Here is a 13,821-nt window from a genome sequence, read left to right as displayed (position 1 = left end):
TAGAAATACAAAGGCCGGGCGATACCCGGCCTTGAGAGATTATGCGTCGAATGGATCGCGCAGAATCATCGTCTCACTACGGTCTGGGCCGGTAGAAATAATATCAATCGGCACACCGGTGACTTCTTCTACACGTTTGATGTAATCACGTGCAGCCTGCGGCAGACCTTCCAGCGTCTTCACGCCAAATGTCGTTTCGCTCCAGCCTGGCATCGTTTCATAGATCGGCTCAATGCCTTCCCAGCCTTCAGCGGCCAGCGGCGTGGTGGTCATTTCGCGGCCATCAGGCATGCGATAAGCTACACAGATTTTTACTTCTTTCAGCCCATCCAGCACGTCCAGTTTGGTCATGCAGAAACCAGACAATGAGTTGATCTGCACTGCACGGCGAACGGCAACCGCATCCAGCCAGCCGGTACGACGACGACGACCGGTTGTCGCGCCAAACTCGTGGCCTTGCGCACACAGGAACTCACCCGTTTCGTCAAACAGTTCGGTCGGGAATGGACCTGCACCTACGCGGGTTGAATAAGCTTTAACGATACCCAGCACGTAATCAACGTAGCGCGGACCAATACCTGACCCGGTTGCCACGCCACCTGCGGTGGTGTTGGATGAGGTGACGTACGGATAAGTACCGTGGTCGATATCCAGCAGCGTACCCTGTGCACCTTCGAACATGATCAGGTCGCCACGCTTGCGCGCGCCGTCCAGCAGATCAGAGACGTCAACCACCATGCTAGTGATAATATCGGCAACCGCCAGCGTATCACTCAGCACTTTTTCGTAGTCGACAGCATCCGTTTTGTAATAGTTAACCAGCTGGAAGTTGTAGAAATCGACGATCTCTTTCAGCTTCACGGCGAAGGTTTCTTTATTGAAGAGATCGCTCACGCGCAGACCGCGACGGGCAACTTTATCTTCATAGGCTGGACCGATACCACGACCGGTAGTGCCGATAGCTTTGGCGCCGCGCGCTTTTTCGCGCGCTACATCCATGGCTACGTGGTATTGCAGAATCAATGGGCAGGCTTCAGAAATCAGCAGACGTTCACGTACCGGCACACCGCGCTCTTCCAGACCTTTCATCTCTTTCATCAGCGCTTCAGGCGACAGTACAACGCCGTTACCGATGATGCTGGTGACGTTTTCACGCAGGATGCCAGATGGAATTAAGTGGAGGACGGTTTTTTCACCGTTGATGACAAGTGTGTGGCCTGCATTGTGGCCACCTTGGTAACGCACGACGTAATTCGCGCGCTCTGTCAGAAGGTCTACGATCTTGCCTTTACCTTCGTCACCCCATTGGGTGCCCAGTACGACGACGTTCTTACCCATTTTTTCAAAATCACCGATTGCTTAAAAATGGATTCTACCACCTGACTTTTACTCTTTCAGCACTTTTAGCATACGATTGCGCTGTTTTTTGCCTGAGTTTTGATCATCACAACATGTTGGGGGGAACAATGGCCACCAGACACAATTGGGTTGCGAGATATCACGCAAATTTGTGTTTATCAACCTGCGTGCATACTGATCATGGCGTAAATCACCACGCCCGCTACCACCAGTCCGCCACCAAAACGGTGCAGCAGACGATCGGGCAGTTGGGTCATCGCCAGAATCATGCGACGCCAGACGCGTGGCATAAACATGGGGCCAAGTCCTTCCAGCACCAAAACCAAAGCCAGCGCCATCCAGATGGTTGTGTTCATGTTTTTTTCCCAAAAAAAAGGCCGACAACATTGTCGGCCTGGACTTTATATCAGTTCTTAACGCGTGGCGTTAGTCGGCGCTTTCATATAGCGGAAGAAATCGCTATCCGGGCTCAGCACTAACACATCCTGATTGTCAGAGAAGCTATTCTCATAAGCGCGCAGGCTGCGGATAAAGGCATAGAAATCCGGATCCTGACTGAAGGCATCAGCAAACAGTTTTGCTGCTTCACCATCACCTTCACCGCGTGAGATCAGCGCCTCACGCTGAGCTTCTGCCAGAGTACGCGTAACCTGATAATCGGCTTGCGCGCGCAGTTTTTCTGCCTCTTCCTGACCTTGTGAACGCTGACTACGGGCAACCGCTTCACGCTCGGCGCGCATACGGTTGTAGATAGCGTCAGACACTTCTGTTGGCAGGTTGATCTGCTTAATGCGCACGTCGACAACCTGAATACCTAAAGCAGCCATACTGTTCGGGTTGGGTGCCGGTTCGCTGCTATTGGTTTCACGCTCTACGCGTGCCGCTGCATTGGCAATCGCATCATCTGCTGCTGGCGTCTGCACTTCATCGTCATTGCCCGCGCTGCCGGTATTCAAAGCATCTCGAACATCGGTGGTTAAGCGGCCACGTGAATCGGTCACGATGTCTTTCACATCCAGACGACCCATTTCAGAACGCAGACGGTCACTGAACTTACGTTTCAGCAACACTTCGGCCTGAGAAACGTCGCCACCACCGGTTGCCAGGTAGTAACGGCTGAAATCACTGATGCGCCATTTGATATAGGAATCAACGATCAGGTCTTTCTTCTCTTTGGTAACAAAGCGATCCGCCTGGTTATCCATGGTCTGAATGCGCGCATCCAGAGATTTCATGGTTTCGATAAACGGGATTTTGAAATGCAGACCCGGTGCGTACACCAGCGGTTTGTTTTCATCGTCACGCAGAACTTTGCCAAAGCGCAGCACGATGCCGCGTTGGCCTTCCTGCACCACGAACAGTGACGCGTAAAGCACCACCAACACTACAATAATTACGGCGATGATTGGCTTACGCATCGATTACTCCCTCCCTTGACGCTGGGTATCGTTGCGCAGCGCATTGGCGCGACGCTGATCCATGATGCTGTCTGGACTGTATGATGAGGTATCACCACGGCTCGCATTACTTTCGGAAGACGAAGGTGATTTCATGAGATTCGTCATTTTTTGACCGCTCTGGCCCGAGGCCTGACCACCGCGCATCAGCTGATCCAATGGCAGAACCGTCAAGTTGCTGCCACGATCGCTGATCAAAACTTTGCGAGTATGGCTGAGCACGCGTTCCATCGTTTCAATGTAGAGACGCTCTTTGGTGATTTCAGGTGCGGCCTTATATTCTGGCAGCAGGCGCGCAAAACGAGCCACTTCACCCTGCGCTTCTAGCACCGTACGTTCTTTATAGGCGCGACCTTCTTCAAGGATACGCTGGGCCTGGCCATTAGCGCGCGGCTGAACTTCATTCGCATAAGCTTCGGCTTCACGCACGTACTGCTCGCGGTTTTCACGCGCAGCAATCGCATCATCAAATGAGGCTTTGACCTCTTCCGGTGGACGCGCCGCCTGGAAGTTCACGTCTAGCAGGGTAATACCCATGTTGTACGGACGAATGGTTTCGTCGAGCTCACGCTGCGTTTCGCTACGTACCACGGTACGACCTTCCGTCAGAATGCGATCCATGGTTGAGCGGCCTATGACGCCACGTAAGGCGCTGTCCGTTGCCTGACGCAGACTATCGTCGGCGCTGGTCACCGCATACAGATAACGCTCCGGATCGGTCACGCGGTATTGCACGTTCATTTCAACGCGCACAACGTTTTCATCCGACGTTAACATCACGCCAGACGCCGCCAGTTCGCGCACGGCTTCGACGTTAACGGCGCGAACCTGATCGATAAACGTTGGCTTCCAGTTAAGACCGGGCTCAACCAGATGGCTAAATTTGCCAAAACGCGTTACCACACCGCGTTCTGCTTCTTTGATGGTGTAGAAACCACTAGCCGCCCAGATAACGACCGCTGCTACGGCAACAATGCCCACTATTTTGCCACCGCTGCCGCCGCTGCGTTGGCCATTGTCATTCTGTTTGCCACCGCCCAGTCCACCGAGTTTTTTGCTCAGTTTACGGAAGATATCATCCAGATCAGGTGGTCCCTGATCGCGACCTCCTTTATTTCCCCCAGAGTTGCCGCCTTGATTATTGCTGCTTCCCCACGGGTCGCGGTCCTGTCCGTTATTTCCGGGCTGATTCCACGCCATGTCTCTACTCCATTTATTGTATTTACGGTTTTACCCTTCATCTTTCGGATTGCAGCTGCGTTGGCTGCCTTCACGCACCCCAGTCACTTACAGATGTAAGCTCCTGGGGATTTGCTCAGTTGCCGCCTTGCCGCAATCCGAAATATTCGCGTAAAACCATAATATTTCGGCCTGCAACGATAATTACTACAACCTGAAATCTTTTTTGGGTAAGTGCGATTGGGCAATTTCAAACAATATAACTGGCTAGCGACGGCTCTTGCTTACACAGACGGCGCCAGTCAACGATTGGCATACGCACATGCAAATTCACACAGCCATCCTCTTCATTCCATTCTTTTTCTATTGCATGTAGCTGATAGAAACGGCTGCGTAAACGGCCCGCTTCCGGCGGCAGACGTAAATCATACTGCGCGATCTCTCCGGCCAAACGCTCTGAAAGCGCCTGCCACAGCAGCGGTAAACCTATGCCGCTCTGTGCAGATAACCAAACGCGAATCGGTTGGTTCTCTTCATTGCGATCGATACGCGGCACAAAACCATCCAGCATATCGATTTTATTCATGACCAGCAGAGTCGGAATTTCATCGGCTTCGATTTCTGCCAATACTTCATTTACGGCATCGATGTTGTCATTCACGCGCAAATCAGCAGCATCAATCACATGTAACAACAGCGTTGCCTGGCGGGTTTCCTGCAGCGTGGCTTTAAAGGCCGCCACCAGGTCATGCGGTAAATGGCGAATAAAACCTACCGTATCCGCTAAAACCACTTCACCGACATCGGCGACATTCAGCCGGCGCAAGGTAGGGTCAAGCGTTGCGAAAAGTTGGTCCGCCACGTATACATCCGCAGAGGTAATCGCGTTGAATAGTGTGGATTTTCCGGCGTTGGTGTAACCCACCAGCGAGACCGTTGGCACGTCAGCTTTGGCGCGTGCCTGCCTGCCCTGATCGCGCTGCTTTTCAACGCGTTCAAGACGAGAAAGAATCTGACTGATGCGACCACGCAACAAGCGACGGTCCGTTTCCAGCTGAGTTTCACCTGGACCACGTAAACCGATACCGCCTTTTTGGCGCTCAAGGTGTGTCCATCCGCGAACCAAACGGGTTGCTAAATGGCGTAGTTGTGCCAGCTCGACCTGCAATTTACCCTCATGGGTGCGGGCGCGCTGGGCGAAAATATCGAGAATTAAGCCGGTGCGATCGATTACGCGACATTCGCACAGCCGCTCAAGATTACGTTCCTGAGCAGGAGTTAAGGCATGATCGAATAAAACGACCGATGCTCCACTCGCTTTCACCGCATCGGCAATTTCAACTGCCTTTCCTTCACCGACAAAATATTTGGGATGTGGCGCTTTACGGCTGCCCGTAATAACTTGCAGCGCTTCAACGCCCGCAGAAGAGACAAGAGTTTCGAACTCCTGCAAATCTTCCAGCTCTTTGTCTTGGGAGAACCAGATGTGTACCAGTACGGCCTGCTCACCGGCATCATAACGGTCAAACAAGCTATAACCTCGCTTAAATAAAATAACCAGGACAGGAAAACGTTATCGCTCTCCAGCCCTGGCTTTACGGCAGCGCAAAATTATTCTGCGTTATCGCCGTCTTGTTGTGGCTGCGACTGAGCGCCTTGGTTGCTTCCGCTGTGATGATAGTTGCTGCTACCACCGCTGCCGCCCGCGTTATTGCTATGGTGCGACACTGGACGAGAAGGAACCACTGTAGAGATGGCGTGCTTATACACCATCTGGCTAACCGTGTTTTTTAACAGAATGACGAACTGATCAAAGGATTCAATTTGCCCTTGCAGCTTAATACCATTCACCAAATAGATCGAAACCGGTACACGTTCACGACGCAATGCGTTCAAAAACGGGTCTTGTAAAGATTGCCCCTTAGCCATTCTATCTTTTCCTTATATGCTTGTTGTTTGTTGCTTTAAGAACCGTGGTTCAGAAAAACTGCGTAAAAATTTGCGCACGATAACGAACCAATTGTACACAATCATCCCTGCTACGCACTAACTACCTTGAGCACCGCATTACGCGCTAATTCTGGCTCATCACTGTTTAACCAGTGTACTTCAGGCCAGCCACGTAACCAGGTCATCTGGCGTTTAGCGAGCTGCCGAGTGGCGCAAATTCCCCGATAAACCATTTCGTCATAATCGATTTCGCCTGAAAGATAAGACCACATCTGGCGATAACCGACACAACGAATGGAAGGCATATCCGTATGCAAATCACCTCGTGCAAACAGTGCACGAGCCTCCGCTTCAAATCCTGACGCTAGCATCTGGTCGTAACGCAACGCAATGCGTTGATGTATCAGTTCGCGATTCACAGGTGCAATCGCAAATTGGTACACGTCGTAGGGTAACGCTTCGCCGGAGGTTTTTGTCAGTTCCGTTAAAGTTTTACCCGAAATAAAAAAAACTTCCAGTGCTCGCGAAAGTCTCTGCGGATCATTCGGATGAATACGACTACCGGCGACCGGATCGATTTCACACAGCTGGCGGTGCAGGGCTTCCCACCCTTTCTCCGTCGCCATTTGCTCTATCCGCTGACGCACCTCGGGATCGGCCGAGGGCAACGGTGACAATCCTTCAAGTAACGCCTTGAAATAGAGCATGGTTCCACCAACAAGCAGCGGAATCTTCCCCTTCTGGGTGATTTCCGCCATTTCTGCCAGCGCATCGCGACGAAACTCTGCGGCGGAATACGCTTCCGCCGGATCGCGAATGTCCAGCAAACGATGGGGCGCCAGTGCTAACTCTTCTGCCGACGGTTTCGCCGTGCCAATATCCATCCCGCGATAGATTAAGGCAGAGTCAACGCTAATAAGTTCCACCGGAAGTTGCTGACGCAGCGAAATCGCTAATGCCGTCTTACCGGAGGCGGTAGGCCCCATCAAAAATATTGCCTTTGGCCGGCTAGCCTGGTTTAGTTCACTCATGCTTCAACGCGTTAATCGCGCTCTCAATCTCAATAGTCTGTAATAGACCTGAAGGCGGCGACTTCAGCAGTTGCGGACAAAGCCTTTCCAGCTCTGCCAGCAGCGTAATCGCCTGCGAGTGATTCCAGTGAGCGTCTTCTGCATCATCGCGCCGCGCCAACCATTGGGCTAACGTGGATGCAGAAACTTCTTGCTGCCGGGCCAAGTAGCCTAACAGTTCTGGAATCAAGATTTGTAAATTTTGTGTTCGTAACGGTAAAGGAACGGCACGCAGCGTCACATGCTGTCCTTCTCGTTGTAAATCAATGCCCATTAAACTCAGCAGCGTTGAATGGGAATCGATAACGGCGAGCTCTTGCCCGGCAATTTTCAGGCGAACCGGGATCAGCAACGGCTGCGGTTTTAATCCCTCATCCCCTGGCTGCAGCTGGGCCTGTTTTAGCCAGCGAGCCGCAACCGCCAGGGATAATAATTGCAGTTGGTTACCCCGTTCCAACAGCGCGTAGCGATCCTGCAACACGCTTAACACGCGACCAAAACTTTGTGCGTGAGCACTTAACGGTGCTTCACGTGGCTCGGGCTGACGAACGGGTGCAGGCGCGGCGCGCGGCGCTTCGGCCGCTGGTGTTTTAAGCAGCTGCTTATAGGCAGCGCCTTCGCGCGCACTGTAACTGGGTTCTTTATTCTGCCAATTGGCACTCGCGCCGGCAGCAGATCCGTTGCGCGGCGTGTTGCTCGGCTGGGCAAAGTGATTAGCACCCGCCGCCTGGCGGTTTTCTGGCTGCCATTTGGGTGCGGGCTCTTCAGCGTGTGCAATCGGCAGTTCCGGCGCGCGGCTGGCTTGCAGCGCACTCATCACGCCCTGCCAGATAAAATCATGAACCAGACGCGACTGATGGAAACGCACCTCATGCTTAGCCGGATGGACGTTGACATCCACCTGATGCGGATCGATCTCGAGATACAGCACGTAAGCCGGCTGCTGATCGTCGCCAAGCTGCGTTTGATACGCCTGGCGAATGGCGTGGTTGATCAGCTTATCGCGCATCATACGCCCGTTGACGTAACAATATTGCAGATCGGTAACCTGTCGCGAACCGTTTGGATCGGCCACCCAACCACGCAGTGCTAAATCGTCATGCTGCCAATCAATACGTAACGCATGCTGCATAAACGTGGTGCCACAAATCGCGCCTAAACGCCGCTCGCGCTGCGTCTCCTCGCTGACCGCGCGATACTGACGCATCAACTTGCCGTTATGGCTGAGTGAAATGGCCACATCAAAGCGTGCCAGCGCAATACGACGAATTACCTCATCAATATGAGTAAATTCGGTTTTTTCGGTACGCATAAATTTGCGGCGTGCGGGCGTGTTGTAGAACAGATCGAGCACTTCTAGCGAGGTTCCCACGGGATGCGCCGCGGGTTTCACCGTCACCTCCATATCGCGCCCTTCGGCATAGGCTTGCCACGCTTCAGTTTGATCGGCGGTGCGTGACGTGAGGGTTAAACGAGAAACCGAGCTGATACTGGCGAGCGCTTCACCACGGAAACCGAGGCTGACAATCGCTTCAAGATCATCGAGCGAGGCTATCTTACTGGTGGCATGCCGTGCCAGCGCCATGGCCAGCTCGGCTTTCGCGATGCCGCAGCCGTTGTCACGAATGCGGATAAGTTTGGCGCCACCTTTCTCAATATCAACATCAATACGCGTTGCGCCGGCATCGAGGCTGTTTTCCACCAGCTCTTTTACGACCGATGCCGGACGCTCAACCACTTCGCCTGCGGCAATCTGGTTCGCCAGCTGCGGCGGTAAAATCTGTATTGGCATGGTGGTGATCCTTCTGGCTGGTTGGCTCACGCGGAGCCAACAATCAGGATTGCGGAATTTTTAGGTTTTGCCCCAGCATCACATTGCTCGACTTCATATTATTCGCCTGCATGATCGCTTTTGAGCTCACGCCATAGCGCGCGGCAATCGCCGTTAGCGAATCGCCGCGCACCACTTTGTGCCGCGTAGGACGACTTGCCGCCGCAACGCTGACGCTGGATTTCGCCGGCACTTTCAGGCGCTGTCCCACCCAAACGACATCGCGCTTCAGGCTGTTCAGCTCACGTAACGTTGCCATGCTGACGCCATATTTCGCGGCGATACCTGATAACGTTTCGCCACGCGCAACGGTATGACGCTGCGTCGCGCCGGTGTATTGCACCGTGCCGCTCGCCGGATTGCTGGCGACGCTAACCGCTGGTGCGCTGTCCAGCGGCCGGTTTTCCTCCTTTGGGATCGATTGCAGCGGATGCGTAAGGAAATAATTGCGTAGCCCTTTATAAATCGACTGAGCAATCTTCTCCTGATACGCGCTGCTACCAAGCAGCCGCTCCTCCGCGGCATTACTAATAAAGCCGGTTTCGACCAGTAAAGAAGGGATATCCGGGGAACGTAAGACGCCAAGGCTGGCATGTTCCGGCAGACGTTTATGCAGCGGCGTAATACCGCGCAGCTGCTGCAGGACTTTAACCGCGACGTCATAGCCTACGCGCTGTGAATGACCAAACTGCAGATCCAGCACCGCCTGGCTGAGATAGGGATCGGCCTGGCTGTTTGCCAGCAAATCGCCCGCGCCGCCCAGCAGTTCAGACTGTTTCTCTTTCTGTTCCAGCCAGTTGGCCATTTCGTTGTTGGCACGACGATTAGACAACACCCAAACCGATGCGCCGGTAGCGGAATGGTTGGGCGCGGCGTCGGCGTGGATCGACACTAACAGGTTAGCGTTCTCTTTACGCGCCACTTCGGAGCGGCCCATAACCGAGATGAAATAGTCGCCGCTGCGCGTCAGTACCGGTTTGAACATCGGATCTCTGTCCATTAGCGCCTTCAGCTTACGCGCAATGGAAATGGTGACATTTTTCTCATGCAAACCGTTTTGTCCGGATGCACCTGGATCCTGCCCACCGTGTCCAGCATCAATCGCCACAATCACCACATCATTGCGGCTCAACGATGTGGCTGGACGCACGGTCGTATCGCTGCTGGTAACGGCAGTGACCGGATTGGCGTTGAATGGGTTGCTCGGGCTACTGCTTTGACTCTGACTTTCACGCGCGGTAGTGACTGGCGCAGCGGCAGCGCGTTTTACTGGCTGCGTGCCGCGAATAGTGAACACCACGCGATAATTATTGCCTTCGCGCTGCGTGCTGGCGCGCGTTTGCGCCGGCTGCGTCAACTCAAACACTAAACGCAGGCTTTGCTTATCTTTGGGCTGGCTGTTGCGAATGCGCTGCACAATATTTTCGCCGCTGAAATTCAGCGGCAAGCCTTTAATCGCGCCGCTCTGGCGAATATCCAGCACCACGCGATTGGGATTATGCAGCGGGAAAAAGCCGTAAACCGGCTGGCCGTTGAAACTCAAGGTCACTGTGGCCTGGCTGTCGCCGTTTTCAACTTTAATATCGGATAACGTGGCGGCGAGCGCTGAAGCAGAAAACAGGCACAGCAATGCCACTATCATGATCTTCATCCGTGACATCATGCCGGATTCCTGCCTTGCTGGAATTGGAGTAACAGCGCTTCGCCAGTGGCGGACACCGCGCTGATTTCGGCTTCACGTGCTGCATCGACATAGCGCAACGTCAACGCTAAATCAGGCTCAGGCAGCACGCCGGTGCCCTGCTGCGGCCACTCCACCAGACATAGCGCATCACCGCTGAAATAGTCGCGGATGCCCATAAACTCCAGTTCTTCCGGATCGGCAAGACGATAAAGATCAAAATGATACAGCGTACGCGACCCCAGTTCGTAGGGCTCAACCAAGGTATACGTTGGGCTTTTTACATTGCCTTGATGGCCGAGCGCCTGCAGAAAACCACGGCTGAAGGTGGTTTTACCGGCACCCAAATCGCCATAAAGATAGATCACCAGCGCGCTATTGCAGACGCGCGCCAATTGCGCACCCAGATTCAGGGTTGCCGCCTCATCGGGCAAAGGGATAACACAGCTCTTCATGCTTTATTGTTGGATCATCTCTGGATTAACAAACTGCCACAGCAGCTCGAACAAATCAGTGGCTAACATACCGCGTGTACCGCGCTGATGCGCAACGGCATCGGCTGTTGCCCCATGCGCGACGCAGCCTGCGCAGGCTGCCTCAAGTAATGTCAATTTCTGGCCGATCAGCGCGGCAATAATGCCGCTTAACACATCGCCCATGCCGCCAGATGCCATGCCGGCGTTGCCGACATCCGCAATGGCTAACTCTCCCGCCGCGCTGGCAATCACCGTGCCTGCACCTTTCAGTACCACCACACCGCCGTAGCGTTTCGCCAGGGCGCGTGCTGCATGTAAGCGGTCACTTTCAATCTCACTGGTTTTTACACCCAGCAAGCGCGCCGCTTCGCCGGGATGCGGCGTAATGATGCGATTCTGACGGTTATCCTGCTTGATTGCCAGCAGGTTAAGCGCATCCGCATCCCAAAGCATCGGCTTTTCACTGGCCGCAATCTTTTTCAGTGCCTTCTGAGCCCAGTCCCGCTGGCCAAGCCCCGGTCCAACTGCGATGACATCCGCCCATTCCAGCGCCTGATCGAGGCGTTCGTCACTCAGTGCGTCAACCATCAACTCCGGACGCGCGGTGAGAATCGGGCCAATATTATCTTCATGCGTGAGCACGCGCACAAGTCCGGCACCACTGCGCAATGCTGCTTCTCCCGTCATACGAATGGCTCCCGCCGTGCCGCTATCACCACCGACCACCAGCAGACGCCCCTGATCGCCTTTATGCGATGTGGCACGGCGCGGTTGCAGCCAGCGCGTTAAGTCCGCGGCATCGTAACGTGAAATAGGTGCCTGCTCAGCGGCAAGGTACGGCGACAAGCCCAGCTCATGGTTATGTAAAATACCTACGTGATCACGTGCTTTACCGGTTAATTGCCCGGGTTTCAGTGCAATCATGCTGAGTGTGTGATCGGCGATCACCGTTTCGCCCGGCGCCGTGCCATTAGCCGCGACTAAACCCGAGGGAATATCAATCGCCAGCACCGGTGCGGCATGCATATTGGTCAACTCAATTAAGCGATCGTAAGGTGACGCCGGTGCTCGGTTGAGCCCGGTGCCAAGCAGCGCATCGATAATCACATCAATCTGTTCCGGCCAGACCGCATCTGCGGCATGGATCACGCCTCCCGCCGCCAGCCATGCATCGCGCGCTTGCTGCGCTTCTTCCGGCAAGGCTTTGCTGCCTTCGCAGGCCAGCAGCGTCACGCTCAACCCAGCCGCCTGCGCCAATCGCGCCACCACATAACCATCGCCGCCGTTGTTACCATGCCCGCACAGCACCAACCAGTGTTTCGCCTGCGGCCACAGCTGGCGGGCAAGTTCATAGCTGGCCTGTCCGGCGCGCTGCATCAGCTCATACAGCGTTAAGCCCAGGCTATCAGCAGCATCACGTTCCAGTTGCGCCATCGCCTGCGCAGGCCACACAGAGTGTGTTAAACTGCGTGCGTTTGCTTCAATTGCCTGGTTTCTCATGTCATACCCTCTCGATCTTCATCAGCTCGCTCAACAAATTAAACAGTGGGGACGCGAACTCGGCTTCCAACAGGTGGGTATTTGCGATACCGATCTGAGCGCCGAAGAGCCCAGGCTGCAGGAGTGGCTGGATAAGCAGTACCACGGCGAGATGGATTGGATGGCGCGCCACGGCATGATGCGTGCACGTCCACATGAACTGCTGCCCGGTACGCTGCGCGTGATCAGCGTTCGCATGAACTATCTTCCCGCCAAAGCCGCCTTTGCCAGCACGCTAAAAAACCCCCAGCTGGGTTATGTTAGTCGCTATGCGCTGGGTCGCGACTATCACAAAGTATTGCGCAATCGACTGAAAAAGCTCGGAGAAATGATTCAGGCGCACTGTGGCGAACTCAATTTCCGTCCCTTCGTCGACTCCGCACCCATTCTCGAGCGCCCGATTGCCGTTAAAGCCGGATTGGGCTGGACCGGCAAACACTCGCTCGTCCTGAACCGCGAAGCAGGTTCCTGGTTCTTTCTCGGCGAGCTGCTGATCGATCTGCCGCTGCCGGTCGATCAGCCACAGGAAGAACAGTGCGGGCGCTGCGTGGCCTGCATCACTATCTGCCCCACTGCCGCCATCGTCGAGCCTTACGTGGTCGATGCGCGTCGCTGCATCTCTTATCTCACCATCGAATTGGAAGGCGCTATTCCCGAAGAGTTCCGCCCGCTGATTGGTAATCGGATTTATGGTTGCGATGATTGCCAACTGATTTGCCCGTGGAACCGCTATGGCCAGCTAACCGATGAAGATGACTTTTCACCGCGCGCCGTATTACACGCGCCGCCGCTTACTGAATTATTCAAATGGGATGAAGCAAAATTCCTGCGTATTACGGAAGGTTCAGCGATTCGTCGTATTGGGCACCTGCGTTGGTTACGCAACATTGCCGTGGCTTTAGGCAACGCGCCGTGGGCAGAAGAAAATATGGCGGTATTAGCACTGCGCAGCGGCGAACATCCGATGCTGGATGAGCATATTGCGTGGGCAATGGCTCAGCAGCTAGAAAAACGTGCAGCGCAAGCGGTTGAGGTGCAGCCAGCGAAGAAACAGCGGCTGGTGCGGGCAGTCGAAAAAGGTCTGCCACGTGATGCGTGAATGAGCAGTGGCACAGAATAAAACTCTTTTCCACACGCTGTGAATAAAATTATCCAACTGAATAGTGACAGAGATCGTAATTTTGCCTAAAGGGTAAGATTACAGTCTGAAATAGGTTTAACCACTTATAAATCAAACAATTAAGCGATTATTGTAAATATTTGCGTCGCGTTTAGCAGG

Annotated in this window: 12 protein-coding genes; 1 reads left to right on the top strand and 11 read right to left on the bottom strand. The window is 54.1% G+C overall.

From position 1 onward, the window contains the following. Positions 1 to 39: 39 nt before the first annotated feature. The 11 genes from ACIP6T_RS17575 to nnr form a co-directional block, all read right to left on the bottom strand. Positions 40 to 1,338: an adenylosuccinate synthase gene (locus ACIP6T_RS17575; protein ID WP_007892015.1), complete on the bottom strand. Its 1,299-nt coding sequence runs from the start codon at positions 1,336 to 1,338 to the stop codon at positions 40 to 42. A 179-nt stretch (positions 1,339 to 1,517) separates the two neighbouring features. Further along, positions 1,518 to 1,715 carry a DUF2065 family protein gene (locus ACIP6T_RS17570; RefSeq protein WP_097095888.1) on the bottom strand — a complete coding sequence of 66 codons (198 nt, stop codon included), beginning with the start codon at positions 1,713 to 1,715 and terminating at the stop codon, positions 1,518 to 1,520. 57 nt (positions 1,716 to 1,772) lie between these two features. Next, positions 1,773 to 2,777 carry a protease modulator HflC gene (gene hflC / locus ACIP6T_RS17565; RefSeq protein WP_097095887.1) on the bottom strand — a complete coding sequence of 335 codons (1,005 nt, stop codon included), beginning with the start codon at positions 2,775 to 2,777 and terminating at the stop codon, positions 1,773 to 1,775. 3 nt (positions 2,778 to 2,780) lie between these two features. After that, positions 2,781 to 4,016: an FtsH protease activity modulator HflK gene (gene hflK / locus ACIP6T_RS17560; protein ID WP_097095886.1), complete on the bottom strand. Its 1,236-nt coding sequence runs from the start codon at positions 4,014 to 4,016 to the stop codon at positions 2,781 to 2,783. A gap of 229 nt (positions 4,017 to 4,245) precedes the next feature. Beyond that, positions 4,246 to 5,526 (bottom strand): ribosome rescue GTPase HflX, encoded by a 1,281-nt coding sequence (hflX, locus tag ACIP6T_RS17555; RefSeq protein WP_345828146.1) that lies wholly within the window; start codon positions 5,524 to 5,526, stop codon positions 4,246 to 4,248. Positions 5,527 to 5,606: 80 nt separating this feature from the next. Beyond that, entirely contained in the window at positions 5,607 to 5,924 is a 318-nt protein-coding gene (gene hfq / locus ACIP6T_RS17550) for an RNA chaperone Hfq (RefSeq protein ID WP_008103618.1), read from the bottom strand. A 110-nt stretch (positions 5,925 to 6,034) separates the two neighbouring features. After that, positions 6,035 to 6,976: a tRNA (adenosine(37)-N6)-dimethylallyltransferase MiaA gene (miaA, locus tag ACIP6T_RS17545; RefSeq protein ID WP_400458223.1), complete on the bottom strand. Its 942-nt coding sequence runs from the start codon at positions 6,974 to 6,976 to the stop codon at positions 6,035 to 6,037. Then, complete coding sequence (gene mutL, locus ACIP6T_RS17540; protein ID WP_400458222.1) at positions 6,969 to 8,807, bottom strand: DNA mismatch repair endonuclease MutL; 1,839 nt, start codon at positions 8,805 to 8,807, stop codon at positions 6,969 to 6,971. The genes miaA and mutL overlap by 8 nt, the downstream gene beginning before the upstream one ends. Positions 8,808 to 8,850: 43 nt before the next feature. Beyond that, positions 8,851 to 10,509, bottom strand: a complete 1,659-nt coding sequence (gene amiB / locus ACIP6T_RS17535; protein WP_400458221.1) for an N-acetylmuramoyl-L-alanine amidase AmiB — start codon at positions 10,507 to 10,509, stop codon at positions 8,851 to 8,853. Beyond that, a complete protein-coding gene (gene tsaE, locus ACIP6T_RS17530) occupies positions 10,506 to 10,982 on the bottom strand; it encodes a tRNA (adenosine(37)-N6)-threonylcarbamoyltransferase complex ATPase subunit type 1 TsaE (RefSeq protein ID WP_097095881.1) in 477 nt (158 codons plus the stop codon). Before tsaE ends, amiB begins: the two co-directional genes overlap by 4 nt. Before the next feature lie 3 nt (positions 10,983 to 10,985). Then, positions 10,986 to 12,503, bottom strand: a complete 1,518-nt coding sequence (gene nnr, locus ACIP6T_RS17525; protein WP_400458219.1) for a bifunctional ADP-dependent NAD(P)H-hydrate dehydratase/NAD(P)H-hydrate epimerase — start codon at positions 12,501 to 12,503, stop codon at positions 10,986 to 10,988. Between nnr and queG the strand changes: the two genes are divergently transcribed. Beyond that, entirely contained in the window at positions 12,502 to 13,641 is a 1,140-nt protein-coding gene (queG, locus tag ACIP6T_RS17520) for a tRNA epoxyqueuosine(34) reductase QueG (protein WP_400458218.1), read from the top strand. The two genes, nnr and queG, sit on opposite strands and share 2 nt — an antisense overlap. Positions 13,642 to 13,821 lie beyond the last annotated feature (180 nt).

It is taken from the genome of Pantoea sp. NPDC088449 (genome assembly GCF_044753225.1).
Taxonomy (GTDB): domain Bacteria; phylum Pseudomonadota; class Gammaproteobacteria; order Enterobacterales; family Enterobacteriaceae; genus Pantoea; species Pantoea floridensis.
This window is presented reverse-complemented; position numbering and strand designations above follow the sequence as displayed.

What these genes read in the sequence shown, in the direction of transcription:
- miaA (WP_400458223.1), bottom strand. Translation starts at nt 6,976, where the DNA reads ATGAGTGAACTAAACCAGGCTAGCCGGCCAAAGGCAATATTTTTGATG.
- hfq (WP_008103618.1), bottom strand. Translation starts at nt 5,924, where the DNA reads ATGGCTAAGGGGCAATCTTTACAAGACCCGTTTTTGAACGCATTGCGT.
- tsaE (WP_097095881.1), bottom strand. Translation starts at nt 10,982, where the DNA reads ATGAAGAGCTGTGTTATCCCTTTGCCCGATGAGGCGGCAACCCTGAAT.
- queG (WP_400458218.1), top strand. Translation starts at nt 12,502, where the DNA reads ATGTCATACCCTCTCGATCTTCATCAGCTCGCTCAACAAATTAAACAG.
- amiB (WP_400458221.1), bottom strand. Translation starts at nt 10,509, where the DNA reads ATGATGTCACGGATGAAGATCATGATAGTGGCATTGCTGTGCCTGTTT.
- ACIP6T_RS17575 (WP_007892015.1), bottom strand. Translation starts at nt 1,338, where the DNA reads ATGGGTAAGAACGTCGTCGTACTGGGCACCCAATGGGGTGACGAAGGT.
- ACIP6T_RS17570 (WP_097095888.1), bottom strand. Translation starts at nt 1,715, where the DNA reads ATGAACACAACCATCTGGATGGCGCTGGCTTTGGTTTTGGTGCTGGAA.
- nnr (WP_400458219.1), bottom strand. Translation starts at nt 12,503, where the DNA reads ATGAGAAACCAGGCAATTGAAGCAAACGCACGCAGTTTAACACACTCT.
- mutL (WP_400458222.1), bottom strand. Translation starts at nt 8,807, where the DNA reads ATGCCAATACAGATTTTACCGCCGCAGCTGGCGAACCAGATTGCCGCA.
- hflK (WP_097095886.1), bottom strand. Translation starts at nt 4,016, where the DNA reads ATGGCGTGGAATCAGCCCGGAAATAACGGACAGGACCGCGACCCGTGG.
- hflC (WP_097095887.1), bottom strand. Translation starts at nt 2,777, where the DNA reads ATGCGTAAGCCAATCATCGCCGTAATTATTGTAGTGTTGGTGGTGCTT.